General features: G+C 63.2%; 22 protein-coding genes. 17 read left to right on the top strand and 5 right to left on the bottom strand.

Annotated features, from left to right (window positions below; all coding sequences use genetic code 11):
* Nucleotides 1–111: 111 nt before the first annotated feature.
* Together QYL91_RS05975 and gatB are read right to left on the bottom strand one after the other, a co-directional pair.
* Nucleotides 112–1221, bottom strand: a complete 1110-nt coding sequence (locus QYL91_RS05975; RefSeq protein ID WP_302082470.1) for a hypothetical protein — start codon at nt 1219–1221, stop codon at nt 112–114.
* Between the two features lie 53 nt (nt 1222–1274).
* Nucleotides 1275–2753 (bottom strand): Asp-tRNA(Asn)/Glu-tRNA(Gln) amidotransferase subunit GatB, encoded by a 1479-nt coding sequence (gene gatB, locus QYL91_RS05970; protein ID WP_302082469.1) that lies wholly within the window; start codon nt 2751–2753, stop codon nt 1275–1277.
* Nucleotides 2754–2868: 115 nt separating this feature from the next.
* Here gatB and QYL91_RS05965 point away from each other — a divergent pair, with 115 nt between their 5' ends.
* The 4 genes from QYL91_RS05965 to QYL91_RS05950 all read left to right on the top strand — a co-directional run bounded on the left by QYL91_RS05965 (nt 2869) and on the right by QYL91_RS05950 (nt 9682).
* The gene (locus tag QYL91_RS05965; protein WP_302082468.1) at nt 2869–4497 is read left to right on the top strand and encodes a long-chain fatty acid--CoA ligase; all 1629 of its coding nucleotides are present in this window, start codon (nt 2869–2871) and stop codon (nt 4495–4497) included.
* A 163-nt stretch (nt 4498–4660) separates the two neighbouring features.
* Nucleotides 4661–4981, top strand: a complete 321-nt coding sequence (locus QYL91_RS05960; RefSeq protein WP_302082467.1) for a DUF7518 family protein — start codon at nt 4661–4663, stop codon at nt 4979–4981.
* Nucleotides 4982–5008: 27 nt separating this feature from the next.
* Nucleotides 5009–8596 carry a chromosome segregation protein SMC gene (gene smc / locus QYL91_RS05955; protein ID WP_302082466.1) on the top strand — a complete coding sequence of 1196 codons (3588 nt, stop codon included), beginning with the start codon at nt 5009–5011 and terminating at the stop codon, nt 8594–8596.
* A 177-nt stretch (nt 8597–8773) separates the two neighbouring features.
* On the top strand, nt 8774–9682 hold the full coding sequence (locus tag QYL91_RS05950; protein ID WP_302082465.1) for a segregation/condensation protein A: 909 nt from the start codon (nt 8774–8776) through the stop codon (nt 9680–9682).
* 244 nt (nt 9683–9926) lie between these two features.
* Here the strand turns inward: QYL91_RS05950 and QYL91_RS05945 are convergent, their stop codons facing one another.
* On the bottom strand, nt 9927–10880 hold the full coding sequence (locus tag QYL91_RS05945) for an AEC family transporter (RefSeq protein ID WP_302082464.1): 954 nt from the start codon (nt 10878–10880) through the stop codon (nt 9927–9929).
* Nucleotides 10881–11055: 175 nt separating this feature from the next.
* Between QYL91_RS05945 and QYL91_RS05940 the strand changes: the two genes are divergently transcribed.
* Nucleotides 11056–11232, top strand: a complete 177-nt coding sequence (locus QYL91_RS05940) for a hypothetical protein (protein WP_302082463.1) — start codon at nt 11056–11058, stop codon at nt 11230–11232.
* A gap of 191 nt (nt 11233–11423) precedes the next feature.
* On the opposite strand, the gene QYL91_RS05935 is transcribed toward QYL91_RS05940, so the two are convergent.
* Nucleotides 11424–11915, bottom strand: coding sequence for an acyl-CoA thioesterase (locus QYL91_RS05935; protein ID WP_302082462.1), 492 nt, complete (start codon nt 11913–11915; stop codon nt 11424–11426).
* 68 nt (nt 11916–11983) lie between these two features.
* Between QYL91_RS05935 and QYL91_RS05930 the strand changes: the two genes are divergently transcribed.
* From QYL91_RS05930 to QYL91_RS05895, 8 genes are all read left to right on the top strand, one after another.
* Nucleotides 11984–12880: a PhzF family phenazine biosynthesis protein gene (locus QYL91_RS05930; RefSeq protein ID WP_302082461.1), complete on the top strand. Its 897-nt coding sequence runs from the start codon at nt 11984–11986 to the stop codon at nt 12878–12880.
* A gap of 129 nt (nt 12881–13009) precedes the next feature.
* On the top strand, nt 13010–15292 hold the full coding sequence (gene ppsA / locus QYL91_RS05925; RefSeq protein ID WP_302082460.1) for a phosphoenolpyruvate synthase: 2283 nt from the start codon (nt 13010–13012) through the stop codon (nt 15290–15292).
* 112 nt (nt 15293–15404) lie between these two features.
* Nucleotides 15405–16463 carry a tyrosine decarboxylase MfnA gene (gene mfnA / locus QYL91_RS05920; RefSeq protein ID WP_302082459.1) on the top strand — a complete coding sequence of 353 codons (1059 nt, stop codon included), beginning with the start codon at nt 15405–15407 and terminating at the stop codon, nt 16461–16463.
* 338 nt (nt 16464–16801) lie between these two features.
* Complete coding sequence (locus QYL91_RS05915; protein ID WP_302082458.1) at nt 16802–18484, top strand: histidine kinase N-terminal 7TM domain-containing protein; 1683 nt, start codon at nt 16802–16804, stop codon at nt 18482–18484.
* 55 nt (nt 18485–18539) lie between these two features.
* A complete protein-coding gene (metG, locus tag QYL91_RS05910) occupies nt 18540–20645 on the top strand; it encodes a methionine--tRNA ligase (protein ID WP_302082457.1) in 2106 nt (701 codons plus the stop codon).
* Between the two features lie 44 nt (nt 20646–20689).
* Entirely contained in the window at nt 20690–20962 is a 273-nt protein-coding gene (locus QYL91_RS05905; protein WP_302082456.1) for a DUF7312 domain-containing protein, read from the top strand.
* A gap of 46 nt (nt 20963–21008) precedes the next feature.
* Complete coding sequence (locus QYL91_RS05900; protein WP_302082455.1) at nt 21009–21698, top strand: halocyanin domain-containing protein; 690 nt, start codon at nt 21009–21011, stop codon at nt 21696–21698.
* A 115-nt stretch (nt 21699–21813) separates the two neighbouring features.
* Complete coding sequence (locus QYL91_RS05895) at nt 21814–22764, top strand: twin-arginine translocation signal domain-containing protein (protein WP_302082454.1); 951 nt, start codon at nt 21814–21816, stop codon at nt 22762–22764.
* A gap of 14 nt (nt 22765–22778) precedes the next feature.
* On the opposite strand, the gene QYL91_RS05890 is transcribed toward QYL91_RS05895, so the two are convergent.
* Nucleotides 22779–23312, bottom strand: a complete 534-nt coding sequence (locus QYL91_RS05890; protein WP_302082453.1) for a type II toxin-antitoxin system RatA family toxin — start codon at nt 23310–23312, stop codon at nt 22779–22781.
* Between the two features lie 121 nt (nt 23313–23433).
* On the opposite strand from QYL91_RS05890, the gene QYL91_RS05885 reads away from it, so the two are divergent.
* The 4 genes from QYL91_RS05885 to QYL91_RS05870 all read left to right on the top strand — a co-directional run bounded on the left by QYL91_RS05885 (nt 23434) and on the right by QYL91_RS05870 (nt 26817).
* Nucleotides 23434–24165 (top strand): NAD(P)/FAD-dependent oxidoreductase, encoded by a 732-nt coding sequence (locus QYL91_RS05885; RefSeq protein WP_302082452.1) that lies wholly within the window; start codon nt 23434–23436, stop codon nt 24163–24165.
* 40 nt (nt 24166–24205) lie between these two features.
* Nucleotides 24206–25363: a bifunctional phosphopantothenoylcysteine decarboxylase/phosphopantothenate--cysteine ligase CoaBC gene (gene coaBC / locus QYL91_RS05880; RefSeq protein WP_302082451.1), complete on the top strand. Its 1158-nt coding sequence runs from the start codon at nt 24206–24208 to the stop codon at nt 25361–25363.
* Between the two features lie 270 nt (nt 25364–25633).
* Nucleotides 25634–26038, top strand: coding sequence for a type IV pilin N-terminal domain-containing protein (locus QYL91_RS05875; protein ID WP_302082450.1), 405 nt, complete (start codon nt 25634–25636; stop codon nt 26036–26038).
* A gap of 344 nt (nt 26039–26382) precedes the next feature.
* Nucleotides 26383–26817, top strand: a complete 435-nt coding sequence (locus QYL91_RS05870; protein WP_302082449.1) for a type IV pilin N-terminal domain-containing protein — start codon at nt 26383–26385, stop codon at nt 26815–26817.
* The last annotated feature ends 39 nt before the right edge of the window (nt 26818–26856 follow it).

Raw genomic sequence — 26856 nt, 5'->3', positions numbered from 1 at the left:
AAAACGTTTCGGCTAACCGACAGACAGCGCGGGTGTGCGAGCGTGCGTGCGTCTGCTCGCGCGAGCGCACGCGCGGAGGTGTCAGGAACCGCTCGAACGGGGACCTCAGGACTAAGCGGAGGGTATCTGGCAGGTGTCGGTGTCGACGAACCGAATCGCGCTCCCGACCAGCAGGAGGACACTGGCCGCGAGGAACAGTCCCCCGACCGGTGAGGTGGGGTCGAGAAAGGCCCAGTAGACCGGGCTGGCGGCCGTCCCGAAGACCGAGCCGGCGACAGCGTAGAAAGCAGGGGCACAACAGCAGCAGGCGGTCGCACCCGACGAGGCGACGGCACCGAGCACCGCCCCGTCCGAGTCGGGGTCACCCCCGGCCTGCCACTGTCGAGTGACCAGTCCAGCGTTCAGTGCCACGAGCCCACCGAGGACGGCGATGAGGAGTGCAGAGCCGACAGAGACGTAGCCCGAGACCGGAATCGACGGGAAGTGAAACTCTGCGGCCGGCCAGTAGACCAGCGGCGAGGCGACGGGATGCAGTCGCACGAACGCCTCACCGGCGGTCCGGGCGGTGACGTCGGGATTGAACGAGACCGTGCCCGCCGACACGGCGAAGAATATCGAGAACAGGAGGAAAGCGCTGGCGGCGACGAGTCTGGAGATGCGGTCCGAGAGCGCACGGACGAGTCGGTTGCCACCATCGCGGGCGAAGACGTAGACGATGGTGACCGGGACCGCGAAGACGACGACGTACCCGAGCGGATTGGTCAGTCCACCGTTCGGGAGCACGACCGGGTAGGCAATCCAAACCGCGAGGACGAACGCGAGCGCGACGTAGCGGGGGCGTTCGGGCCAGCGCCAGCGAACGACGGGCAGGCTCCCGACTGCGAGCGCCGACGCGGCGACGATGGTGACGAGTTCGCCGGAACTCGCCCAGGAGGGGGCGACCTGTGGGGTCACCTGGATTTCGACGAGCCCGATACCGCCGACGATGACCGCCAGGAGTCCACCGACGAGGGCGACACTACCTACGCGGTTCCCCACTCCGTTCCGGGCGAGTCGCCGCCACCCGACGACGATGCCGACGAAGCCGACAGCGACGAGCCCAGCCAGGAGCCAGTGGGGCGTCCCGGCGTGTGTCGTCCCGGTGTGGGCCGCGGCCGGCCGGACGAACGCGAGTGCGGTGACTACCGCAAGAATCGTAGTGAGACGACGGCGGTGGGACATTGCGAGAGATTACGACAGCACAAGAAAGACGTTTTCGATGGGGGAGGCAACAACTACGTCAGCGCTTCGCGCAACAGCTGATTCACGTCCCCGGGGTCGGCACTGCCCCCGGTCTTTTGCATCACCTGGCCGACGAGGAAGTTCAGGGCGCCGTCTTCGCCGCTGTGGAAGTCCTCGACTGCGTCGGGGTTTTCCTCGATGGCTTCCTCGACTGCCTGCTGGACCGCGTCGCCGCTGGTCTTGCCGAGTCCCTCCGCCTCGACGATAGCGTCGGGGTCGTCGCCCTCGTCGAGCATATCGCGAAGCACGGTCTCGCGGGCGTTCTTGGCGGTAATCTCGTCGGTGGCGACGAGTTCGACCAGCCGCGTGATTTCGTCGAGGCGGTCGGTCACGTCGGTGACGGCCATGTCACGGTAGTTGAGTTCGCCAAGCAGGTTATCGGCGACCCACGTCGCCGCGAGATCGGCGTCGAACTCGCTTGCGACGTCCTCGAAGAAGTCCGCGACCTGTTTCGTGGAGGTGAGTTTGTCCGCCGCCTCCTCGCTCAGGCCGTACTCCTCGCGGAAGCGCTCGCGCCGGACGTCGGGCAGTTCCGGAATCGCAATCTCCTCTTTCCAGTCGGCGACTTCCAGTGGCGGGAGGTCGGCCTCGCGGAAGTAGCGGTAGTCTTTCTCCTCTTCTTTCGAGCGCATCGAGACGGTGATGCCACGGCTCTCGTCCCAGTGACGGGTCTCCTGTTCGACCGCGCGCCCGCGCTGGACGGCGTTTTTCTGTCGCTGGGCCTCGTAGGCCAGGGCCTTCTCTGCGCCCTTGTGACTGGAGATATTCTTGACCTCGGTGCGGTTTGCCGATTCGAGCACCGCAGTGTCGATGTGGCCCTCGTCACCGACCTCGGTGGCGTCGACCACAGAGAGGTTGGCGTCGATGCGGAGACTGCCGTCGCGTTCGGCGTCGAAGACACCGAGGTATTCGAGAACTTCCTCGAGTTTGGCGAGAAACGAGCGGACCTCGTCGGCAGAGCGGAAGTCGGGTTCCGTGACGATTTCCAGCAGTGGGGTTCCGGCGCGGTTGTAGTCGACGAGCGTGTAGTCGGCGGTGTCGATAGACCCACCTTTGTGCTGGAGACTGCCTGGGTCTTCCTCCAGGTGAGCACGCTCGATACCGACCGTGCGCCGGTCGCCTTCGACGGAAAATTCGAGTTCGCCGGACTGACAGATCGGGGCGTCGTACTGCGTAATCTGGAAGTTCTTGGGGAGGTCGGGGTAGTAGTAGTTCTTCCGGTGAAAGCGTGTGCGTTCGGGAATCTCCGCGTCGATAGCCTTGCCGACCTTGACGGCGGCCTCGACGGCACCCTCGTTGAGCACCGGGAGCGCGCCGGGGAGACCGAGGCAGACCGGGCAGGTTCGGGTGTTGGGCTCGTCGGCAGGAGCCGTCGAACAGCCACAGAAGATTTTGGTCGCGGTTTCGAGCTGGACGTGGACCTCCAGCCCGATGACGACCGCGAGGTCCTCCTGTTCCTGTACTTGCGCCATTACACCGTGATTCGGCACGCGGTGGCTAAAGCCTGACGCACCGGATAAACGCTGACAAACGTGCCTTGCATGTGTTGTGAGAACGTATATCAGGAGTCCGCTCAACTAATGAGATATGCCAGGAGGGACACCACAGACACTGCGACCGTTCCTGTGGCGTGCGGCGAACCTGTACCCCGACACAGAAATCGTCTCGCGCACACACGAAGGAATGACACGAACGACCTACGCCGAGTACGCCGACCAGGTCGGCCGGCTGGCCAACGCACTCGACGAGGCCGGCATTGACGACGGCGACCGTGTCGCGACAGTCTGCTGGAACCACGACCGGCACTTCGAGACGTACTTCGCTGCGCCGAGTACCGGTGCGCAGTTGCACACCGTCAATCCACTGCTTCCCGACGAACACCTCCAGTACATCGTCGAGGACGCACAGGACCGCATCATTTTCGTCGACCCGTCGCTGGCCGAGAAAGTCGCGGGGGCCTACGACGAAGACGCCTTCGAGAGCGTCGAGCAGTTTGTCGTCATCGGCTCCGAGGTGCCCGATGTGGGGCTCCCGAACGCTGTCGCGTACGACGACTTCGTCGGCGGCCAGGACACCGAGTACGACTGGCCGCAGCTCTCGGGCGAGACGCCGGCCGGGATGTGTTACACCTCCGGAACCACCGGCAAGCCGAAAGGCGTCGAGTACACCCAGCAGATGCTCTGGAGTCACACGATGGCCGAACTCACGCCAATGGGGATGAACATCGCCGATACGGACGTGGTGATGCCCGTCGTTCCCATGTTCCACGTCAACGCCTGGGGGATGCCCTACGCGACGGCGGCGGCGGGGGCAAAGCACGTCTATCCCGGCCCCTCACCGGACCCCGAGGACCTCGCACATCTCATCGAAGAAGAGGGCGTGACCATCACCGCCGGCGTCCCGACGGTGTGGCTGGGCCTCCTGGAATATCTGGAGGACAACGAGGTGGACCTCTCGACGCTCGATGAGATTTACATCGGCGGCGCGGCGGCCCCGGAGAGTGTCATCCGGGCGTACGACGACCTGGGCGTGACCGTCGTCCACGCGTGGGGGATGACCGAGACCTCGCCCATCGGGTCGACGGCGACGCTGAAAGGCACGCTGGAGGACGCCGACTACGAGACCCAACTCGACAAGCGAGGCAAGCAGGGACTCGTCTTGCCGGGCCTTGAGTTCAAGGTGGTCCGTGACGACGGCGAGCGGATCGAGTGGGACGGCGAAGACTTCGGCGAGTTGCTGATTCGCGGGCCGTGGGTCACGACGGAGTATCACCAGCGCCCGGCGGCAAACGAGCAGGATTTCGAAGACGACTGGTTGCGGACTGGCGACATCGTCACCGTCGACGAGGACGGGTACATGGACATCGTCGACCGGGCGGACGACGTCATCAAGTCCGGTGGGGAGTGGATTTCCACACAGGAACTGGAAAACACCATGATGGGCCACGACGCCGTCAGCGAGGCCGCTGTCATCGGCGTCCCCCACGAGCGCTATCAGGAGCGACCCGTCGGCTTCGTCGTTCGCCGAGAGGGGACCGAACTGAGCGACGACGACCTCGAAGGGGAACTGAGCGCCCTGCTCGATGCGGAATTCCCGAGCTTCTGGAAGCCAGAGAAGTACGTCTTCATCGACGAAGTGCCCAAAACTGCGACCGGGAAGTTCTCGAAGAAGGACCTCCGCGAGGAGTACGCCGACGAGTCACTCCTCTCCGAGTAGGGACATACCCTCGTTTCTTCTCCAGATAGTTAGGACACCGTCTGAGAGTCGTGAACGTTGATTTTCGCAGCCACAGCCCGTTTCAAGGGGATACACGCTTGTGTCCGATTTCGAACCATTGTCTGACATACGTTTATGTAATCGGAGTGTAACGGTGTATCATATGTGCGGTAACCGAGTCGAGGAACTCGAATCGCGGGTCAAGGAACTGGAAGCGTCGGTCGAGGGGCTGACCGACGAACTCGTCGAGTGCAAGGTCCGTCTCCGGGAACTGGAGAGTGCCGTCGACGACGACCTGGGATTTGTCCCCGAGTCAGAGTCGGAATCGGAGACCGAAGCGACAGAGACGGCGTCGGAATCGGACGGCGACATCAGAGTGCCCGAGCCGGGAGAATCGACGGAGACAGCCGACACATCTAACACCGAGGCCTCCGAGAGTGAGGACAACACCGAAGAGTCCGGCTCGGACATCATCGTGGCCTGACGCCGGGACTCTCTCGCGAGCACCCCCATGCATATCAAAGAGCTCGTCCTCGACAATTTCAAGAGTTTCGGCCGGAAGACTCGAATCCCCTTCTACGAAGATTTCACGACCGTCAGCGGCCCGAACGGCTCCGGCAAGTCGAACATCATCGACTCGGTGCTGTTCGCGCTCGGCCTCGCTCGGACCTCCGGCATCCGCGCCGAGAAACTGACCGACCTCATCTACAACCCCGGTCACCAGGACGGCGGGTCCTTCGACGGCGAACGCGAAGCCAGCGTCGAGGTCATCCTCGACAACGAGGACCGAACGCTGGAGCGGTCGCAGGTCGTCAACGCCGCCGGGACCGAAGACGTCGGCGACGTCGACGAAATCGGCATCAGGCGCCGGGTCAAGGAGACCGAAGAGAACTACTACTCGTATTATTACATCAACGGTCGCTCGGTCAACCTCGGCGACATCCAGGACCTGCTCGCGCAGGCCGGTATCACCCCCGAAGGGTACAACGTCGTGATGCAGGGCGACGTGACCGAGATTATCAACATGACGCCCGGGTCGCGCCGGGAGATCATCGACGAAATCGCCGGCGTCGCACAGTTCGACGCGAAAAAGGAGGACGCCTTCGGCGAACTGGATACCGTCGAGGACCGCATCGACGAAGCGGAGTTGCGCATCGAAGAGAAAGAAGAGCGGCTCGACCAGCTCGAAGACGAACGCGAGACGGCACTCGAGTACCAGGAACTCAAAGACGAGAAAGAGGAGTACGAGGGCTACCGGAAGGCCGCCGAACTCGCCGACAAACGCGAGGAACTGGCCGACATCGAGGCCGAAATCGAGGAGTTGACTGAGACGCTCGAAACGCGCCAGGCCGAACTCGACGAGCGCCAGGCGCGCGTGATGGACCTCGAAAGCGAACTCGAGTCACTCAACGAGGAGATCGAGCGGAAAGGCGAGGACGAACAGCTCGCCATCAAGCGGGAAATCGAGGAGATCAAAGGCGACATCGCCCGCCTCGAAGACAAGATTGCAAACGAGGAGGAGAAGGTCGAAGACGCCGAAAACGAGCGCCGACAGGCCTTTGTCAAAATCGACCGCAAGCAGGAGAAAATCGAGGACGTAGAGAGCGAGATACAGGACACGAAAGTCGCCAAATCCTCGATTGCCGCCGACATCCAGCAAAAGGAAAGCGAACTCGAAGAAGTCGAGGAAAAAATCGACGAGGTCGGCGAGGAGTTCGAAGAGGTCAAAGACGAACTGGAGGAGAAAAAGGCAGCGCTGGAGAAAGCAAAATCCGAGAAAAACGACCTCCAGCGCGAACAGGACCGCCTGCTCGACGAGGCCCGACGGCGCTCGAACGAGCAACGCGAGACCGAGGCCGCAATCGAGGAGGCCAAAGCAAAGATTCCGGAGCTCGAAGCCGAGATTGCGGACCTCGAAGCCGAACTCGAAAAAGCAGAGAAGAACTACCACACCATCAGCGAAGTCGTCGAGGACCTCAAAGCCGAGAAGAGCGAACTGCAGTCGGACCTCGAAGCAATCGAGGACAAGATTAGCGCGGCCCAACAGGAGTACGCCGAACTCGAAGCGAAGGCAGACCAGTCGGGCGACTCCTCCTACGGCCGCGCGGTGACGACCATCCTCAACGCCGGCAAAGACGGCGTCCACGGGACCGTCGCCCAACTTGGCAGCGTTTCCGGCGAGTACGCAACGGCGTGTGAGACGGCCGCCGGCGGACGGCTGGCACAGGTCGTCGTCGACGACGACGGCGTCGGCCAGCGCTGTATCGAGTATCTGAAATCCCGCAACGCGGGCCGGGCGACCTTCCTCCCGCTGACGGAGATGCACAGTCGCTCGCTCCCGACCCTTCCCAGCCACGACGGCGTCGTCGATTTCGCCTACAACCTCGTCGACTTCGACAGCGAGTACGCGGGCATCTTCTCGTATGTCCTCGGTGACACCGTCGTCGTCGAGGACATGGAGACAGCCCGCGATTTGATGGGTGATTTCCGGCTGGTGACACTCGACGGCGACCTCGTCGAGAAAAGCGGTGCGATGACCGGCGGTTCGAAGAAAGGGTCACGGTATTCCTTCGAGGGTAGCGACGGCCAGCTAGAGCGGGTCGCCCAGCGAATCAACGAACTCGAAGACCAGCGCCAGGACATCCGCAGCGACATCCGAGACGTGGAAGAGCGGCTGGACGACGCGCGAGACAGACAGAGCGATTCCAGCGACCAGGTCCGCGAGATTCAGAGCAGTATCGAGCGCAAGCAGACCGAAATCTCGGAGACCGAGTCGAAAATCGACCAGCTCGAGACGGAACTGACCGAAATCGAAGAAGACCGCGAGTCGGTCTCCGAGCAGATGGACGAGTTGGAAGGCGAGATTGCCGAGCAAAACGAGGCGATAGCGACCATCGAGGAGCGCATCGACGAACTCGAAGCGGAAGTCGAGGATTCGGAGTTGCCGGAACTGACTGCCAAATCTGAGTCCATCCGCGAGGACATCGACGACCTCGGCCGGAAGCGCGACAGTCTCGACTCGGAACTGAGCGAACTCGAACTCGAGAAGGAGTACGCCGAGGACGCAATCGAGGAGCTAGAGGCCAAAGTCGAGTCGGCCAAGGAGCGCAAGGCAGACGCAAACGAGCGCATCGAGGAGCTGAAATCAGACATCGAGGCAAAGGAGGAGAGCCTCGACGAGAAGGAAGACGCCGTCGCCGAACTCGAAGAAGAACTCTCGGAGCTGAAAGCCGAACGCGAGGACCTCCGTGAGGACGTCGACGAGGCGCGCCAGGTTCGCGACGAGCAGAAAGAGAAGGTCCAGCGCGTCGAGGACAAACTCGGGACGGCCCGCGAGGAATCGGAGCGCCTGGAGTGGGAAATCGACGAACTCGCCGGCGAAGTCGGGGAGTTCGACCCCGAGGAGATTCCCGACCACGACGAGGTCGAATCGGAGATTACGCGGCTCGAAGCCGAGATGGAGGCGCTCGAACCCGTGAACATGCTCGCAATCGAGGAGTACGACGAGGTGCAGGCAGACCTCGAGGACTTACTCGAAAAGAAGGGAACGCTCGTCGAGGAGGCAGAGGGCATCCGGGACCGCATCGCGACCTACGAGTCCCGGAAGAAAGAGACGTTCATGGAGTCGTACAACGCCATCGACGAGCAGTTCCAGGACATCTTCGAGCGCCTCTCGAACGGGTCCGGTCGGTTGCACCTCGAAAATGAGGAAGACCCGTTCGACGGCGGTCTGACGATGAAGGCCCAGCCCAGCGACAAACCCATCCAGCGACTCGAGGCGATGAGCGGCGGCGAGAAGTCGCTGACTGCGCTGGCGTTTATCTTCGCCATCCAGCGGCACAACCCCGCGCCTTTTTACGCGCTCGACGAGGTCGACGCCTTCCTCGATGCGGCCAACGCCGACCTGGTCGGGGAGATGGTCGACGAACTCGCCGGCGACGCGCAGTTCGTCGTCGTCTCCCACCGCTCGGCGATGCTCGAACGCTCCGAGCGGGCCATCGGGGTGACGATGCAGGACGACAACGTCTCTGCGGTGACCGGCATCGACCTCTCAGGTGATGGCGACGAGGACGATATGGAGGTGCCAGCTGATGACTAGCGAGACTCCTCGTCAAGGCGAGCGGCGACGGGTGGAGCCGCGAGTAGCGAGGAGTCTCGGAGGAGCGAACGGGGAGCGACCGCGACCCGTGAGCAGCGAGGACGAACGAAGTGAGTCCTCGTCAAAGCAAGCGGGGAGCGAATGCGACCCGCGAAGCCAGCCAGGGAAGTGTACGACATGACTGAGGAAGACATCCCACTCGACATCAGCGGCCACGAAGACAGAGACCGGTCGGGCAGAGAGAGCGCCGCCGCACTGCTGGACGACGATACCCACGAAGGAGAAAATGACGATGACAACGGCGACGAAGTCGAACCGGTCGAAGTGCTGGTCGGGTTGGCAGAAGACGGCGAAATCGACCCCTGGGACATCGACATCGTCTCGGTGACAGACAAGTTCCTCGACCGGCTGGACGACGCGGACCTCCAGACCTCCGGGCGGGCGCTGTTCTACGCGAGCGTCCTGCTGCGGATGAAAAGCGACGCGATGCTCGAAGCGGATGACGACGAGGAGCCAGAACCCGAGCCGTGGGAGCAGGCGATGGCCGAAGGAAGCGAGCCAGCGGGCGACCACGACCCCTTCGCCACGCTGGAAGCGGAGATGGACCGCCGGCTCGAACGCAAGCGCGCCCGCGGGATGCCACAGACGCTGGACGAGTTGGTCAGGGACCTCCGGGAAGCAGAGCGGGACAACTGGTGGAAAGAATCCCGCGAGTACGACACCAGCGGCTCGTCGAGTGGGTTCCAGCGGGGGACACAGGAACTTGACTACCGGTCCGCTGACGACCTCCGGATGGACGACGAGCCCACCGAGGCCGACGTGACCGGCACCGCCCACAGCGAGAACATCGACGAAATCATCGAGGACGTCCACGCGGCCGTCCGCGAACACTACGAGCAGGGCCGGGACGAAGTGCTCTACCGCGAGATTCAGGGCGCCGGTGGCTCACGCGTCGAGACGTTCCTCGGACTGCTCTTTCTCTCACACCGCGGGCAGGTCCGACTCCAGCAAGACGACCTCTTTGGCGACCTCTGGATTCAGGACCCCGCTGCGACGGCTGGCTCCGGCGAAGCCATCGCGGACTGACCGACGCTGTTTTCCGCTCGGTTTCAATCAGCTGACCACTGGCAGCGAAAGAACTATTATGTGGGGTGTTGTATGGTACCAGTACACATGACGCCAACAAAACTCCGGGAACGGCTGGCAGAGTCCGAAGACAGGGTAGACATCGATTCGTTTGTGGACGCGCTGACGTACGTCCGCGACGACGGGCGGACAAAGTAGAGCCACGTTCTGTCCTGTTTTTCACCCGACTGGAGCGGCCGCTCTCTCAGAGGACGACGACGGACTGGAGAAGTGCGATAAGGCCAGTCAACAGCGGTACCGAGAGGACAGTCGAGACGAAGATTGCAGTGCCAGCGTACTCGGTGGCCTCGATGCCGTCGGGCGTCGAGCCGGCAAACTCCCCAGTGAGAATGAGCGTCGTCACGGCCGCTGGCATCGAGCACTCGAGGACGAACACCCGTGCGACGGTCGTGTTCTGGAAGCCGACGACGGCGACGATACCGACAGCAATCAGCGGCGCGACGAGCATCTTCAGCGTGACGGCCGGCGTGACACGGAGCGCGGCGGCGCTGTAGTCAGTCTCTGCGAGTTCGATGCCGAGGATGAGAAGCATGACCGGAATCGAGGAGTCACCGACGAGTTTCAGCGTCTCCATCGTCGCCGTATCGACAGCGGGGACGACGCCGAGCCACCGCGCAGCGAGGGCAGCGATGACGACGTAAACGAGAGGGATTTCGAAGATAGCACGCATGCCGGAGTACCAGTCATCGCCCTCGCCGCGGGCCGCGAGATAGACACCGAGCGTGTACATCGCGACCGACTGGGCGACGATGTAGACGACGGCCGTCGAGCGGCCGACGGCGCCGAAGGCAAACTCGGAGACGGGGATGCCGTAGTTGCCGGCGTTCGAGAAGATACTGACGAGGACGAAGCTCCCGAGAATGGGTTCAGTCTCACCGAGCGCGCGGCCGGTCCCCTCCGAGAGGAATGCCATCACACCGGTAAAGAGGAAGACGCCGATGGCGACGCTGGCGAGCGTCTCGCCGCTGAGAGCGGTGGTCGCGAGGCTGTGAAAGACAAGCGCCGGGACGAGAACGTAGATAGTGACAGTGTTCAGCGGGCCGGCAGCCACGTCGCGGCGGCGACCGAGAACGAATCCGGCCGTCGCGATGGCGACGATAGGGAGGATTGCCGTTGCGAAGATGCTCAACAGCGACACACGCTGTGGCAAACTGCGCGGGAACACAATCCCTTCGAAGTCCGCTGGCGACAGAGCGACTGTCGGGCCGAGTTGTGGCGTCAGTGACGGGACAGTCGTCCCTCGATTCCGGCAACCTCAATGATAGACCATTATGTTTATATACATCCCGCCCATCGGAACGAGTACAACCTTCATGGCAGACCATGAGGGTTACGGAGAACCAATGTACACCCACTTCACAGACGCAGAGAACACTGGCGCACCGATGGTCCCGAACATCAACACCGACGACGACAACATCATGACTGACGGCGGACAGGACCGCGAGGACCTCGCGGAGATCGTCCTGAGTCACCGAATCGAGGAGTAACACGACTGGACCAATGACAGCAACCAACCACACGCGAACGACATCGCCACGAAGCAGTCTGCGGCCTACCCGACAGGGTGTACATCGGGTAACCGTACCCTCGAAATAGTTCCGTCGAGTAGCCCTCGACACGGTTTTTCTGTCGTACAGACCCGGACACCCACGGGTGGCGACGCTGTGCCACCGCAGGCCTATTCCATTTTATCGATGAGCGTCTCGAGTTGGTCTTGCCGCTGGTCGCGAGCGCTATCCCGGTGCTCGCGTTCGGCGTCGCTCTCACAGACCAGTTCGGGGACTTCGGTCGGCGTGCCGTCCTCGTCGACGGCGACGAAGGTCAGAAACGAGGAGGTGGTGTCGCGTGACTCCCCGGTCCGCGGTTCTTCGGCCATCACGTCGACTTTCACGTCGACGCTCGTCTGCCCCGTATCGAAGGCATACGCCTGCACGACGACGATTTCCCCGAGTTCGATAGGCGAGATGAAATCGACGTGGTCCATCGAGGCCGTGACACACTGGCTGTTCGAAAAGCGCATCGCCGCAATCGCCCCACAGATATCCATCCAGTGCAGCACTGCGCCCCCGAGCGCGCGGCCGAAGAAGTTGGTGTCGTCTGGCATCAACAGTTCCGTCATCTCGGTGTGTGACTGGGAGAGTCGTGCCGTCTGTCCGTCGTCTGCTGACATAGTGGGGGCGACGGCCACGCCGCGGAAAGTCCCGACGGTTTCATGGGGACGCCGGTCGGCCACTGGGTATGGAAACACGACAGGCGTGTCTCGTGGACGCGTGTGCCGCCGAGCCGACCGGCGGCGCCCCCGTCGGCGTCGTCCCCGACGGTGATGGGCTGGCCGAGGAACAGGTCGCTGCGGTCGCGGGCGAGTTCGCGACGACGATCGCGCTTCCGGACGGCGACGGCCTCCGCGTGAGCGGCCCGTCGGGACCGCTCGACCACCATCCGGCCGCGACGATAGCAACGGTCGGCTTCCAGCACGAACGTGGCGATCGTGAGGTCGGAGAGCACACGCTTTCGACGGCCGCGGGAACCGTCGAGACCGAGGTGACGAGCGACGGCGGCGTCTGGGTCGAGCAGTCGCCGCCGACGGCCACGCCGGCAGATATCGAGGAGTCCCGCGTGGCCGACGCGCTCGGTATCGACCCCGCCTCAATCCGGGACGTGGGCGCGGACTTCCCGCCGACACTGCTCTCGGTCGGCATCGACACACTCGTCGTGCCAGTGAACTTCCTCGAACATCTCAGCGGTGCACGTCCGGATGCGCCGGCGCTGTCGGCGGTCGCAGACGCGACCGACGCCGATGTGGTCTGTGGGTTCACGTTCGATACGCTGGCGGCCGACACCGCCTGTCACATGCGGGCGTTCGTGCCGCCGGAACGGTCGGTCGGAGGCCGAACCGTCGGGCTGGAGACGCCAGCGCTCCCGGCAGTCGCCGGCGGTCTGGTGTCCCATCTCTTCGAGCGGGGCAGTATCGAGGACGCGACGACGGGCGTCGAGCAGGGACATTTCATCGACCGGCCGGGCCGGGTCCACGTCGAAGCCGGCGGCGGTCTGCGGGTCGGCGGCCACACCGTCACCAGCCTCGACGGGACCGTAACAGTCCCGCCAGTCGAAGACGACGACATCATCGAGGTCTGAGAGCGGCGCCGTCGAGAAGTCGGCAACAGGGCGGTATCGACAGGTTCGAATCCGGCCACAGGAAGTGACAGACACCCACTGAGAGCGGAGTCAGAAGCTTCTTTATCCTCGTTCGAGTGCCTACACGTAATGGCTGTACTCTGGCTGGAGGACGTCCGGAGCGACGACCTGGCGGCCGTTGGTGGGAAAGCAGCGTCACTCGGGGAGATGACATCTGCCAACCTGCCCGTTCCGCCCGCCTTCATTGTCACAGCAGACACGTACCGTTCGTTCATCGAAGAGACTGGCATCGACGAGGAGCTGTTCGACATCGTCAACGTCGACTCCGACGACTCGAAGGCTCTCGCCGAGGCCGCAGAGGATGCCCAGCAGCTCATTCGGGAGACCGAGATTCCCGACAAGCAGCGCGAGGGCATCCTGGAAGCGTACGACCGAATCGGCGAGAACGCCTCCGTGGCCGTCCGCTCGTCGGCCACGGCCGAGGACCTGCCCGACGCCTCCTTTGCCGGCCAGCAGGAGACCTTTCTCAACATCACCCGCGACGACCTGCTCGACAAGGTGCGGGAGTGCTGGGCCTCGCTGTTTACCCAGCGAGCGATTTACTATCGGCAAGAGCAGGGCTTCGACGACACGACCGTCGACATCGCCGTCGTCGTCCAGGAGATGGTCGACGCCGACAAGTCCGGCGTGATGTTCACCTCGCACCCGTCGACGGGTGCGCCGGTCGTCACCATCGAGGCCGCGTGGGGGCTCGGTGAGGCCGTCGTCTCCGGTGCCGTGACGCCGGACAACTACGTCATCGACCGCGAGACCGGTGAGATACAGGAACAGAACGTCGCCGACAAGAAGGTGATGCACGTCCGGGACGAAGACACCGGCAAGACCGTCGAGCGGAAAGTGGCCGACGAAAAGCGCGGCGAGCGTGTCCTCTCGGACTCGGAACTCGACGCACTGCTCGACCTCGGTGAGGAAATCGAGGACCACTACGAGGAACCACAGGACGTGGAGTGGGCGATTCACGATGGCGAAGTGTACATCCTCCAGTCGCGACCGATTACCACCATCAGCGAGGGTGCAAACGAGGGCGCCAGCGCCAGCGGGAACGGCGCCGGCCAGACGAGTGCAACCGAGGTCGAGGGGGAAAACGAAGTTATCCTCTCGGGGCTCGGTGCCAGCCCGGGCCGTGCCTCTGGGACTGTCAGCATCGTCAGCAAGCTCGACCAGCTGGACAAAGTCAGCGAGGGCGACATCATCGTCGCCGAGATGACCACTCCGGACATGGTCCCGGCGATGAAACGCGCCTCGGGAATCATCACCGACGAGGGTGGGATGACGTCCCACGCCGCCATCGTCTCGCGGGAACTCGGCGTCCCCGCCGTCGTCGGCGCAGAGCACGGGAGCGACCAACTCGAAGACGGGCGGGTCGTCACTATCGACGGCGAGAAAGGAACGGTCGAGGCCGGTGCCAAAGAGGCCGAACAACACGACGCCGTCGAGGAGGTTCGCCCGGACACGCCAGTCAAACCGATGACCGCAACAGAAGTGAAGGTCAACGTCTCGATTCCGGACGCCGCAGAGCGCGCCGCTGCGACCGGTGCGGACGGTGTCGGCCTGCTTCGCATCGAGCACATGATTCTCTCCCTGGGCAAGACGCCCGAACGGTACATCGAGGACCACAGCGTCGACGCCTACGTCGAGGAAATCGTCGACGGCGTCCGCGGCGTCGCAGAGGAGTTCTACCCGCGCCCGGTTCGGGTGCGCACGCTCGATGCGCCCACCGACGAGTTCCGACAACTGGACGGTGGCGACGACGAGCCGATCGAACACAACCCGATGCTTGGCTATCGTGGCATTCGGCGGAGCCTCGACCGGACGGACGTCTTCCAGCACGAGCTCCGGGCCTTCCGGAAACTGTACGACATGGGCTACGACAACGTCGAAATCATGGTCCCACTCGTCAACGACGCCGAGGACGTGATTCAGGCCCGCGAGCATCTAGAGGAAGCGGGCGTCGACACGACAAAGCGAAAGTGGGGCGTGATGATAGAGACCCCCGCAGCGGCCCTGACCGTCGACGAGATGGCCGAAGCCGGCATCGACTTTGCCTCCTTCGGGACCAACGACCTCACGCAGTACACGCTGGCGGTCGACCGCAACAACGAGCAAGTCGCCAACCGCTACGACGAACTCCACCCCGCAGTGCTCGAACTCATCAGCGACGTCATCGAGACCTGCCGCGAACACGACGTCGATACGAGCATCTGTGGCCAGGCCGGGTCGAAACCGCAGATGGTCAAACACCTCGTCAACGAGGGCGTCACCTCGATTTCGGCGAACATCGACGCCGTCCGTGATGTGCAACACGAGGTCAAACGGACCGAACAGAAACTGCTGCTCGACTCCGTTCGGTAACGCCGACCGGCTCTTTTCCCCTCCGCTACGGCATCGAAGCGCCCGAACGAGCGGCGTGAAAACCGGTCGCGACGAGCGTAACTTCTAAGCGCACACGTCGTTACTAACAGGTATGCAGCAGGCCCAGCAGGCCACCCCGCAGGATTTCGACCGGGTCCTCTCCTCGATGTGTACGGAACCCCATCCCGCGGCACGGCAGGCTGCCGAGCGGTTTCTCGCAACGAACCCCGGCGACCCTGGCACCTACGAGACGGTCGCCGAACTCGAACGTGACGCAGTCGACATGCTGGGAACCGTCGCCGGCCTCGAGGACCCCGCTGGCTACGTCACCAGCGGCGGCACCGAAGCCAACATCCAGGCGATTCGCATCGCACGCAACCGGGGCGACACCGACGACCCGAACGTCGTCATCCCCGAGAGCGCACACTTCAGTTTTCAGAAGGCCGCCGAACTGCTGGGCGTCGAACTGCGAACGGCACCGACGACGGACCACCGCGCGAACCTCGATGCAGTCTCCGAACTGGCCGACGACGACACCGTTTGCATCGTCGGCGTCGCCGGGTCGACGGAGTACGGCTACGTCGACCCGATTCCAGCACTCGCGGACATCGCCGAGGACGCCGGCGCGCTCTGTCACGTCGACGCCGCGTGGGGTGGGTTCTACCTGCCCTTTACCGACCACGAGTGGGCCTTCGACGACGCCGCCATCGATACGCTGACTATCGACCCGCACAAGGTCGGCCGCGCGGCTGTTCCCGCCGGCGGCCTGCTCGCGCGTGACCCGACCTTGCTCGACGAGTTGGCAATCGATACGCCGTACCTCGAATCGACCGCACAGGTGACGCTGACGGGGACACGCTCGGGGGCGGGCGTCGCCAGCGCCGTCGCCGCGATGGACGCACTCTGGAAGGAAGGGTACCGCGAGACCTACGAGCGGGCAATGGACAACGCCGAGTGGCTGGCCGAGTCGCTGTCCCATCGCGGCCACGAGGTCGTCGGGCCGGAGTTGCCACTCGTCGCGGCAGACCTCTCGGTGCCGATGACCGACGAACTCCGGGACCGTGGCTGGCGCGTCTCGAAGACTGGGTCGGGAGAGATGCGCGTCGTCTGTATGCCCCACGTCACCCGGTCGATGCTGCGCTCGTTCGTCGCCGACTTAGACTGGTACTAGACCATCTTTTTCCCGTTCGGGTGAGAGCTTCGCGCTCACCGCTCACGGCAAAAACGTGGGTGAAAAAGGCTGAATCTCGGCCGTTGGCCTCGATTCAGAGAAAGCGCGCTCGCATCGCTCGCGCGGATGCTGGTGCTCATTCCAACACTCTTCGTAACAGATCGTCACCGCCCTGATAGCACTGCAAAAGTCGACTTGCGGGAAGCGAGGTCGCACAGCCGCCGGCCCACGTCAGTGCAATCACACTCTGTGGCGGCGCCGAAGCGAAAAGCCGGAAGCCAAGACACCGTTTGCGGGGAAATATTCATACAGGTCGACTGTATCTTTTCCGACAGGTGATGTCGGTTCTCACTCCTGCCATCCTGGCGGTGAACACGGTGTTGCTCGGCTGGCTGGCCACCGTCGGCTGGAAAAACCGGGAGCGACCGAGCGCGGGGTTGTTCGCCGCCCTCCAGACAGTCTCGATGCTGTGGGCCGGTCTGACGCTCGTCAGTCTGTTCGTGGCACACGGCTCACTCCGCATCGGATTGTGGGGTACCGTAACCGCCCTGAGTCTGCTTTCGGCCGGCCTGTGGCTGGCATTTATTATTCAGTACACCGGGCGTGACCGATGGATACACAGCTGGCTGTTTCGGGTCGCGACGGTGCCACTCGTCGCCGGGGCAGTCCTCTACACCGTCAGCCCGACCTGGTCGCCACTGGTCGGTGAGCTAACGCAGTCGACGATACCCGCAGGGACGGTCGTCCTGTCGTCTATCGGCCCGGTCGGCGCGTTACTCGGGGTGTACATCTACGCGGTGTTCGCTGCGGGACTGGTGCTCGTCGGGAAGACGGTTCTGGAGCGCAACCGGCTGTTCGTCGGGCAGGCACTCGCGCTCGCGGGCGGGACACTCGTGACTGTCCTGGGTAGCGTCGGGGCAATCATCGGCGTCCCAGTCGAAGGGTTTCCGATCACACAGGTTGCACTCGGGCCACAGTCGATACTCTGGGGGTATGCGGTCTTTCGCGAGCAGTTCCTGACACAGATACCTGCCGTCGCTCGCATCGGTGAGCGGGCGGTGCTGCGCGACCTCGACGACGGCGTGGTCGTCATCGGGGACGAGACCGTCGTGCAGGCCAACCCCCGAGCCTGTGATTACCTCGGTCGCGACAGCCTCGTCGGAACGCCACGCGCGGAACTGTTCGCAGTCTTCGACGTGGACGACTTCGCGGAATTTCCCGTGCGCTTTCAGCGACGCGGTCGAACCTACCAGGTCAAAACGTCTCCAGTGTCGAACTGGCATGGCGTCGAAATCGGGCAGAGTCTCGTCATCCAGGACGTGACAACGCTGGTTCGGCGCCAGGAGCGCCTGCAGGTACTCAACCGGATACTCCGACACAATCTCCGCAACGACCTCACCGTGATTCTCGGGACCGCACACCAGATAGAGAGTCAAAGTGAAAGCGAGATAGCCAAACTCGGGGAGACCGTCGAACAGCGGGCACGAGGGCTGTCAGAAATCAGTGAGAAGGCACTGGAGGTCGAACAGATGTTCGAGCGGGAGTCGAAGGCGGTCTCGGTCGACCTCGACGCACTCGTCTGTGACATCGTCGACGACCTGGCCACAGACCACCCGAAAGCGGACATCGAGAAGTCGATGGCGGCGGGCAAGATAGAGACCGATCCCAAAATCGTCCGGGTCGTCGTCCGGGAGATAGTCGAAAACGCGCTGGTCCACGGCGGCGCCGCGCCAGTGGTGACGGTCAGTTCGGCGCGGCAGGGCGAGGAAGTCGAGGTGACCGTCGCCGACGACGGGCCAGGCATCCCGGACTCTGAAATCGAGCCGGTGAAGTCCGGGACCGAAACCCCGCTCAATCACGCGAGCAGTCTGGGCGTGTGGCTCATCTCGTGGGGGGCGCGTGCGCTCGGTGGGACAGTCTCGTTTACCACCGATGACGGGTCGACGGTTCGATTCTCGATACCGACGACCAGCCGAGTCGGAGCGGAGTCGGTGCCGGTGGCGTCGGCAGACTCGGACTGAGCGGCGCACCCGGAAACCGGCGGTGTTTTTGACCTCCATACCAGAAACAGAGCACATGAGTCACGACCGACTGCCGACGGACAATCCGGCGGTGGTCACCTGCGGGTTACCCTACGCCAACGGTGACCTGCACGTGGGCCATCTGCGGACGTACGTCATCGGCGACACCTACACCCGGGCACTCGACCGCGTCGGCCAGCAGACGGCCTTCGTCTGCGGGTCGGACATGCACGGCACACCCGTCGCGGTCAACGCCGCCGAGGAGGGCGTCTCGCCGGAGGAGTTCGCACTCGACTATCACGAGACCTACGCCGAGACGTTCCCGAAGTTCAACGTCGACTTCGACAACTACGGGCACACCCACGACCAGACGAACACGGAGATGACCCAGGACTTCGTCTCCACGTGGGCCGACCAGGGCCACGTCATCGAGAAGGAGATTCAGGTCGCCTGGGACAGCGAGGAAGACCAACCGCTCCCCGACCGCTACGTCGAAGGAACCTGTCCGTACTGTGGCGAACAGGCACGGGGCGACGAGTGCGACGAGGGCTGTCAGCGCCACCTCGAACCCGGCGAAATCGAAGACCCAGTCTCGACGCTGACGGGCAATCCCGCCGAGTACCGGACGCGCGAACACAAGTTCCTGCGCCTGTCGGACTTTCAGGAGTATCTCCAGGACTTCATCGACCGCCTCGAAGGGACCGAGAACGCCCGCAACCAGCCCCGCGAGTGGATAGAAGGTGAGCTGCAGGACCTCTGTATCACGCGGGATATGGACTGGGGTATTGATTATCCCGAACAGGGCGACACCGAGGAGGACCTCGTCCTGTACGTCTGGGTCGACGCTCCAATCGAGTACGTCTCCTCGACGAAACAGTACACCGAGCGGGTCGGCGCCGAGGAGTACGACTGGGAAGATGTCTGGAAGCTGGACGGAGAGCGACGGCCCAGCACCGAGTGGGACGAGGAGTGGACCGACGACGCCGGCGAAATCGTCCACGTCATCGGCCGGGACATCATCCAGCACCACACCGTCTTCTGGCCGACGATGCTCCGGGCGGCAGGATTCAGCGAACCCCGAGCGGTACTTGCGACCGGATTCGTCGGCATCGACGGGAAGGCACTCTCCACGTCGCGCAATCGCGCCGTGTGGGCCGACGAGTATCTCGACACCGGCTTCCACCCGGACCTGTTCCGGTACTACATCACGACCGGGTCGGGCATCGAGAAGGACGTCGACTTCTCGTGGGACCGCTTCCAAGAGCGGGTCAACGGCGAACTCGTCGGCAATCTCGGGAACTTCTGTTACCGGGCGCTTCTCTTTGCCCACCGCAACTACGACGGGACGCCCGAGGCCGACGTGAGCGACGAAGTGCGCGAGCGCATCACCGACGCCATCAGTGACTTCGAGGACGCCGTCGCCGAGTACACGCTCCGGGACATCTCGGACGTGGCCGTCGGCCTCGCGGACTTTGGCAACGGCTACATCCAGCGCCACGAACCGTGGAACCTCGTCGACGAGGACCCCGAGCAGGCCGCACAGGTCATCCGCGACTGCGTGCAGGTTGCGAAGGCGTGTGCCGTCCTGATGCAGCCGATCATGCCCGAGAAGGCTGCCGCGCTGTGGGACCAACTCGGAGAGGCAGGCACCGTCGCCGACGCCGAACTGAGCGACGCACTCGACGCCCCGCCCGCCGAGTTCGACGCACCCGAAGAGCTCTTTACGGAAATCGAGGACGAGGAAGTCGAAGACTTAAACGAGACACTGCGCGAGCGCGTCGCGGAAGCCAGTGAGAGCGACGAGACGGAGAACGAAGAGACGGACCTCGAACCCCTCGCCGAGGACCGCATCTCCTTCGAGGACTTCCAAGACCTCGACATCCGCGTCGGCGAGATTACGGCCGCCGAGGAAATCGAGGACTCGGACAACCTGATGCGCCTGGAGGTCGACATCGGCGTCGAGCAGCGCCAGGTGGTCGCAGGCATCAAGGGACTGCACGACGCCGCGGACCTGCCGGGTACACGGTGTGTCCTGCTTGCGAACATGGAACAGGCGGAACTGTTCGGCTACGAGTCAAACGGCATGTTGCTGGCGGCCGGCGAGGACGCAGACATCCTGACGACCCACGGCGACAGCGGCCCGGGGACGAAAATCCGGTAGGCCCGACCGGCCAGCCTTTTGAGCGTGGACCGCCAAGGACCAGTATGGCAACCGACTCCGACGACGAGGAAGAGTGGCGGTACTCGCTGTCGGACCTCGAAGACGAGAGCGATACGGCAAGCGACAGCGACGGCGTCCCCGCAGACGAGGAGGAAACCGACGACAGTGGGGGCATCGACGCGGGTGTCGCGGGGAAGATGGACGTACCGGAGGAACTCGAAGCCCAGGAAATCGACCTCGAGAACGCCCTCTTCGTCGCAATCGGGGTCGTGTTGGCGCTCGCCTTCGCGGCGGGCTATCTGAACTTGCTGCCCTGAATCTGGAAGCGAAGTATTCACTACGCGTGATTTCGAAGCGGTACGTATGAGCGACAACGACGCGAGTGTCTCGCGCCGTCGATTCATGCAGGCAGCGGCAGGAACGACGGCTGCCGCCGCAGCAACGGGGACCGCGACCGCACAGGAAAACGGGACAGAGGCCGGCAACGAAACCACCGCATCCGGCAACGAAACCGACTCCGGAGGCGGCGGCGGTGGTGGCGGTGGCCAGCCGGACCTCGGCGGGTTTCTCGACGACGCGAACAACTTCGACGGGTCGATTGCCGACCGGCGAGGCCAGGACGAGGTAGTCGTCGAAGTCGGCGCGGGGAGTTCCGGACTGGCGTTCGGTCCCGCTGCGGTCCACGTCGACAACGGTGCGACGGTCGTCTGGGAGTGGACCGGTGAAGGCGGCGCACACAACGTCGTCGAGCAAGGCGACGAAGTGTTCAACTCCGGGTCACCCAAGTCCTCCGGCACGTACGAGTACACGTTCGAAGAGGACGGCATCTACAACTACGTCTGTATCCCCCACGAGGCGAGTGGGATGCTCGGTGTCGTCGTGGTCGGAACCGACTACCCGACGGTCGAAACTGGCGGCAACGCCGGCCCCGGTGACCTCCCCAGCAGCGCGAAGGCGCTCGGCGTCGCCACCATGCTCGTGATGGCCGGGACGCTCGGCCTGGCCTACTTCTTCATGAAGTACGGCGGCGACTACGGCGAGTTCGAAGAGTAACGCCCGCCGCGACACCGCTTTCTCGTCGCTTCGCCGCGGTCACGAGAGCGGAGTCTCTCCGCTGGACTGGAAAAACAGTACACATTTATGAGACGGTAAAAAAGGTGAAATTGGAATGAAACCGACACGACGGCAATTTCTGGCGACGAGTGCGGCCGCGGGTGCAGGGATGCTCGCGGGGTGTGAGCAGATTCCGTTCCTCGGCGGAGGCGGCGGGAGCGGGGCGTTTGCGAACTGGGTGCCCGCAGCGGGAGAACTCGAACCTGACAGCGAGGCCGTTCGCTTCAGAGTGAGCAGTCCGACACAGATACACGGGAACCGGAACAATCTCCGCCCAAACACGTACGCCCAGCGGCAACGAAGCTACCGGACCGGCGTTTCGTGGCAATCACTCAACATGGAGCTGTCGTTCGAGTCAGGGACAGTGTACAAAGGGTCGTACAATGTCGGCGACGTCGACAGTGAGCTAACGACTCCAAGTGGGGCCGGCGACGGCGGTGAGTACTCCCAGGAAGACTCGAAAGGGAACTACGATATTTATATTCCCGACGGCGACGACACAGACGACGCCAGACAGGCGTGGGCAGTCAGCGGGAACGCGATTATTTCTGCCCAGGCGACGGGGAGCCGCTTTGGCAACACGTTCAGTTCGGCGGTCGAGAACGCGAAGACGATAATCGACGTCGGCCAAAACGGCGAGGGTCGCGCGGTCAACGACGACGACGCGTTCAGCACGCTGGCAAACGAACTCGGCGGGACGATCGTCTACGGGCGGACGCTCCGCGACGAGATCAGCAGCTCCCGGGAGTCTATCGCCCGGGGCGATTTCGGCGGGATGGTCGCGTCGGGGACGTCGATCACTATCAACGGCAAAAACTCAAAGTTCAAGCGAGTGTTCGTCTTCGACAACGAGAGCGAGGTCAACACCGGTGACCTCGAGGAATACGTCGAACGCAACGACACTAGCGGCGGGATTCTCTCGTACGCGCGAAATACCAGCGTCAGCCAGAGCGGAAGCGCTGGTGTCGTCAGCGCGACCATCGACACCTACGATATCGGTCGGTAGACAACTCTCAGTTTCTACAGCGAATCCGGGGTGGTGTGCACGTCGAGTGTCACCTCGCGTGGTTCCCCTTCGAGGTCGGCGACGATGCGCTCGACGATTCGCTCTGCTTCTGCGGTCACCTTCGGTTTGATGCGGTCGACGAGCCAGTCGAGTGAGACCGTCGCGGGCAGTCCGAGGGCGCCCTTGTCGGCAGACCCTGGTGCGAACTCGATGTACAGGCGCACGCGCGTCGCCGGCGTCTCCGGGTCCGGCGCCGACTCGGGTTCGGGAACGACAGCCCAGTGCCCGCGCGCGTCAATGTCCCTGACGAGTCGCCAGTCGATGCGGTTTGGCGGGTCCACGTCCGTCACCCGCGAGTTAGCCGTATAGGAGAGGCGCCACCACGAGAACGTGATGTCGTAGCGCGTTCCCGGCGACCCGTCGCCGTCACGGCGGCGAACCTCGTCTAGGTGTTCGGAGTAGCGGGCATACCGCGGGAAGTCCAGCAGAAACTCGTAGACGTCCGTGGCGGGCAGATAGATCACCGTGCTGACGTCGACAGCGTCCACACCGCCACATTGGGCTGGACATCCTAATGTTCACGCATTGTGGCAACCCACCGCCACGCGTCGCGGGCCCACCCTGAAATGAATCCGTCACCTTCTGGTCGGGCAGCGCGAACGGATGGGTATGGAGACACGAGACGTCTGTATCGTCGGTGCCGGGCCGGCGGGGTTGACTGCCGGAATTTTCACCGCACGCGCGGGGTTGGACACACTGGTGTTCGACGGTGGGGACCCCATCCTCGAACGGAACGCACACCTCGAGAACGTCCCCGGGTTCCCGGCCGGGGTCAACGCACGCCGCTTTCTGGACCTGACGCGCGAGCAAGCCCAGCGCAACGACTGCCAGATTCGCGAAGGGCAAGTCGAAGGTGTCAGTCTCGCAGACGACGGTCGCTTCGAGGTCGATGTCGCCGGTACAACAGAGAGTGTGACCGCAGAGTACGTCATCTGCACCTCCTGGGCCGATACGGACTACCTGGCCGCCCTCGACGTGGGGCTGGTCAAGCGCGGGAGCAAGACGTACCTCGACGTGGACGAACACGGTGAGAGCGACGTCGACGGACTGTACGCCGCGGGTCGCGTCGCCGAGACGCACCACCAGACCGTCGTCGCGGCCGGCGACGGTGCCAGCGTCGCGCTGACGGTCATCGACGACTCGGCCGTGCCGTTCTATCACGACTGGGTCGCACCGGAGGGATACTTCACCGACCGGGGGCGAGACGTGCCGCCGGGCTGTGAAGAGATAACAGACGAGGAGCGAAAGCGCCGCGAACGGGAAGCGCGGGAAGTCATGCAGTCGCAGTTCAGCGAGCCACATCCCGACGAGCCAAGCCAGCACCCGAGCGTCGACGAGTAGCCCACCCGCATTTATGTTCGCGCGCCACGGGAGTGGACGTATGCTGGCAGGAGTGAACGTCGCGCTGGGCGTGGCCGGGTCGATTGCTGCGGTGAAGACGGTCGAACTCGCCCACGAACTGCGTCGGGAGGGGGCCTCGGTCCGGGCGGTGACGACATCGGCCGCCGAGCACATCATCCATCCGTGGGCGCTTGAATTTGCCACCGAAAATCCCGTCGTCACCGAGATTACCGGGAACGTCGAGCACGTCGAACTGTGCGGTCGCGAAGGGTGGGCCGACGTGCTGCTGATTGCGCCGGCGACGGCAAACACCGTCGGGAAGATGGCCGCCGCAATCGACGATACGCCGGTGACGACGACCGCGACGACGGCACTCGGCGCGGACGTGCCCACCGTCGTCGTTCCGGCGATGCACGAACCGATGTACGACCACCCCGGCGTGCTCGACGCCATCGACCAACTGGAGTCGTGGGGCGTCGATTTCGTCGACCCACGCATCGAGGAGGGGAAGGCCAAAATCGCCGCCGAGAGCGACATCGTGACCGAACTCGCGCGGGCGACGACCGAGCAGTCCCTGGCCGGCGAGCACGTCGTCGTCACCAGCGGCGCGACCACCGAATCGATCGACCCCATCCGAACGCTCTCGAATCGCGCATCGGGACGCACCGGCCGGGCGGTCGCTCGGGCCTGCTACGCCCGCGGTGCAGACGTGACCGTCGTCCACGACGGACCGGACATCGCGTGGGCGACCGTCGAACAAGTCGAGAGCGCCGCGGAGATGCTCGCCGCGGTCCAGGCCCACGCCGACGACGCCGACGCACTGGTCTCGGCGGCGGCTATCTCCGATTACACCATCGAGGAAAGCGCCGAAAAGATACGCTCGGGAAAGGACAGCCACACACTCGAACTGGAGCCGACGCCGAAGCTCATCGACACGGTCCGCGACGAGCATCCCGACCTGTCTATCGTCGGGTTCAAAGCCGAAACCGGGGGCGACCAAGAGGCCATCGTGGAGAAGGCTCGTGCCCTGCTCGACCGGGCCGGACTGGCCTTCGTCGTCGGGAATCGCGCGAGCGTGATGGGTGCAGACGAAACGGAGGCGGTCATCGTCCGCCCGGGGAGTACCGAGCACGTCGCCGGGTCGAAGGCAACCCTCGGCGCAGAAATTGCAGACGAACTCGCAGCAGTGCTGTCCTGAGCGAACCGTGGGGACGCTACTCAGCCACGCCCGCCAAGGAGGTCATAGGCCCGCCACAGCGGGATATGAAACCAGCGTTGAAAGTGGCGTAAGATGGCATGACAGAAGCTGTCGCGGTATCATTCTTCGATACAACGCCAGCATTTATATAGCGTCGCAACTTCTGAATAAAGTGAAGCGCATCTGCCGGCGCGGTTGGGCAGCAGGTTCTACATTCGGAGACGAGACAGGCCTGTGACGCCGGGGCGGCGGGCGCAGGACACGGAAATCATGAAACTGAAACAACTCCTCAACGACGACGACGCAGTGAGTCCGGTCATCGGCGTCATCCTGATGGTCGCCATCACGGTGATTCTGGCGGCCGTCATCGCGACGTTCGTGCTGGGACTCGGCGAACAGGTTAGCGACACCGCACCGCAGGCTAGTTTCTCGTATACCACGAGCGGCGGAAACATCACCGTCACACACGACGGTGGTGCGACGCTGCAGAACGATAGTGTGTCAATCAAAGGGGATGTCGAAAGGCTGAACACTCCGTTCCCAACAGAGATTGCGGCTGGTGATACAGCCGAAGTGAACGTCACTTCTGGTGAAGGGACGATACGCATCATCTGGACCAACGACGCAGGGACGGACACGGCGACGCTCAGTAAATACGACTACGATACTAGCTAAGCGCGTTCTCTGAATTTTCTTCTGCAGCTTATTCATTCTGTAGACAGTCGGACAAACAGCGATGCTGGACCGAGCAGGAGTTTCATCCGTGAGCTGTCTTGGCAGTCGCGGAATATCTATTACGCATACCACCGGAATATTTGTTATGAATTGATGCAATTTCACTTCTAATGCCATATTTGCTGCCTAAGTATCATCTGTGATAATTGGAGAGAGTTCAGAGCAAAAATACAAGACAGAGCGGCTTTTTCAGCGCGTGAAGAAGCCCCAGTTTTGATAGTCTGCGTCAGTTCAACGCTCAACCAACCCCAATTAATTTATACCCTGGAAAATAAGCCTCGCTTATGCGTCTACGAAGACTGCTAAACGACGACGACGCAGTGAGCCCGGTCATCGGGGTCATCCTGATGGTCGCGATTACTGTCATCCTGGCAGCGGTGATTGCATCCTTCGTGCTCGGGTTGGGTCCAGGGGAGGCACAGCCACAGGCAACGTTCACTTTCGATGGGCCAAACAGTAGTAATATAGTAACCGTTACCCACGACAGCGGGGACTCAATTAAGCCCTCAGAGCTGTACATTCGAGGGAACAACAATAATAACGGCAATTGGACGGATAGTAACGGCGGTCCAAATGGTACCGTGAGCGCGAGCGACAGTGAAGTCACGTCCGGAAATAGTGCTTATGTCAATGTTACCGGGAAAGTGAGCAACTACGATATCAGAGTCGTCTGGGACAACGGCGAGAACTCCGCGACGCTCGCTGAAGATTCCGCATAATCGACTCCCGAATTCAGTTTTTTGCGCACCAGCCCACCA

Source organism: Salinibaculum rarum (genome assembly GCF_030505615.1).
GTDB lineage: Archaea > Halobacteriota > Halobacteria > Halobacteriales > Haloarculaceae > Salinibaculum > Salinibaculum rarum.
The sequence above is the reverse complement of the archived record's forward strand: the minus strand, read 5'-3'. Positions and strand labels throughout refer to the sequence as shown.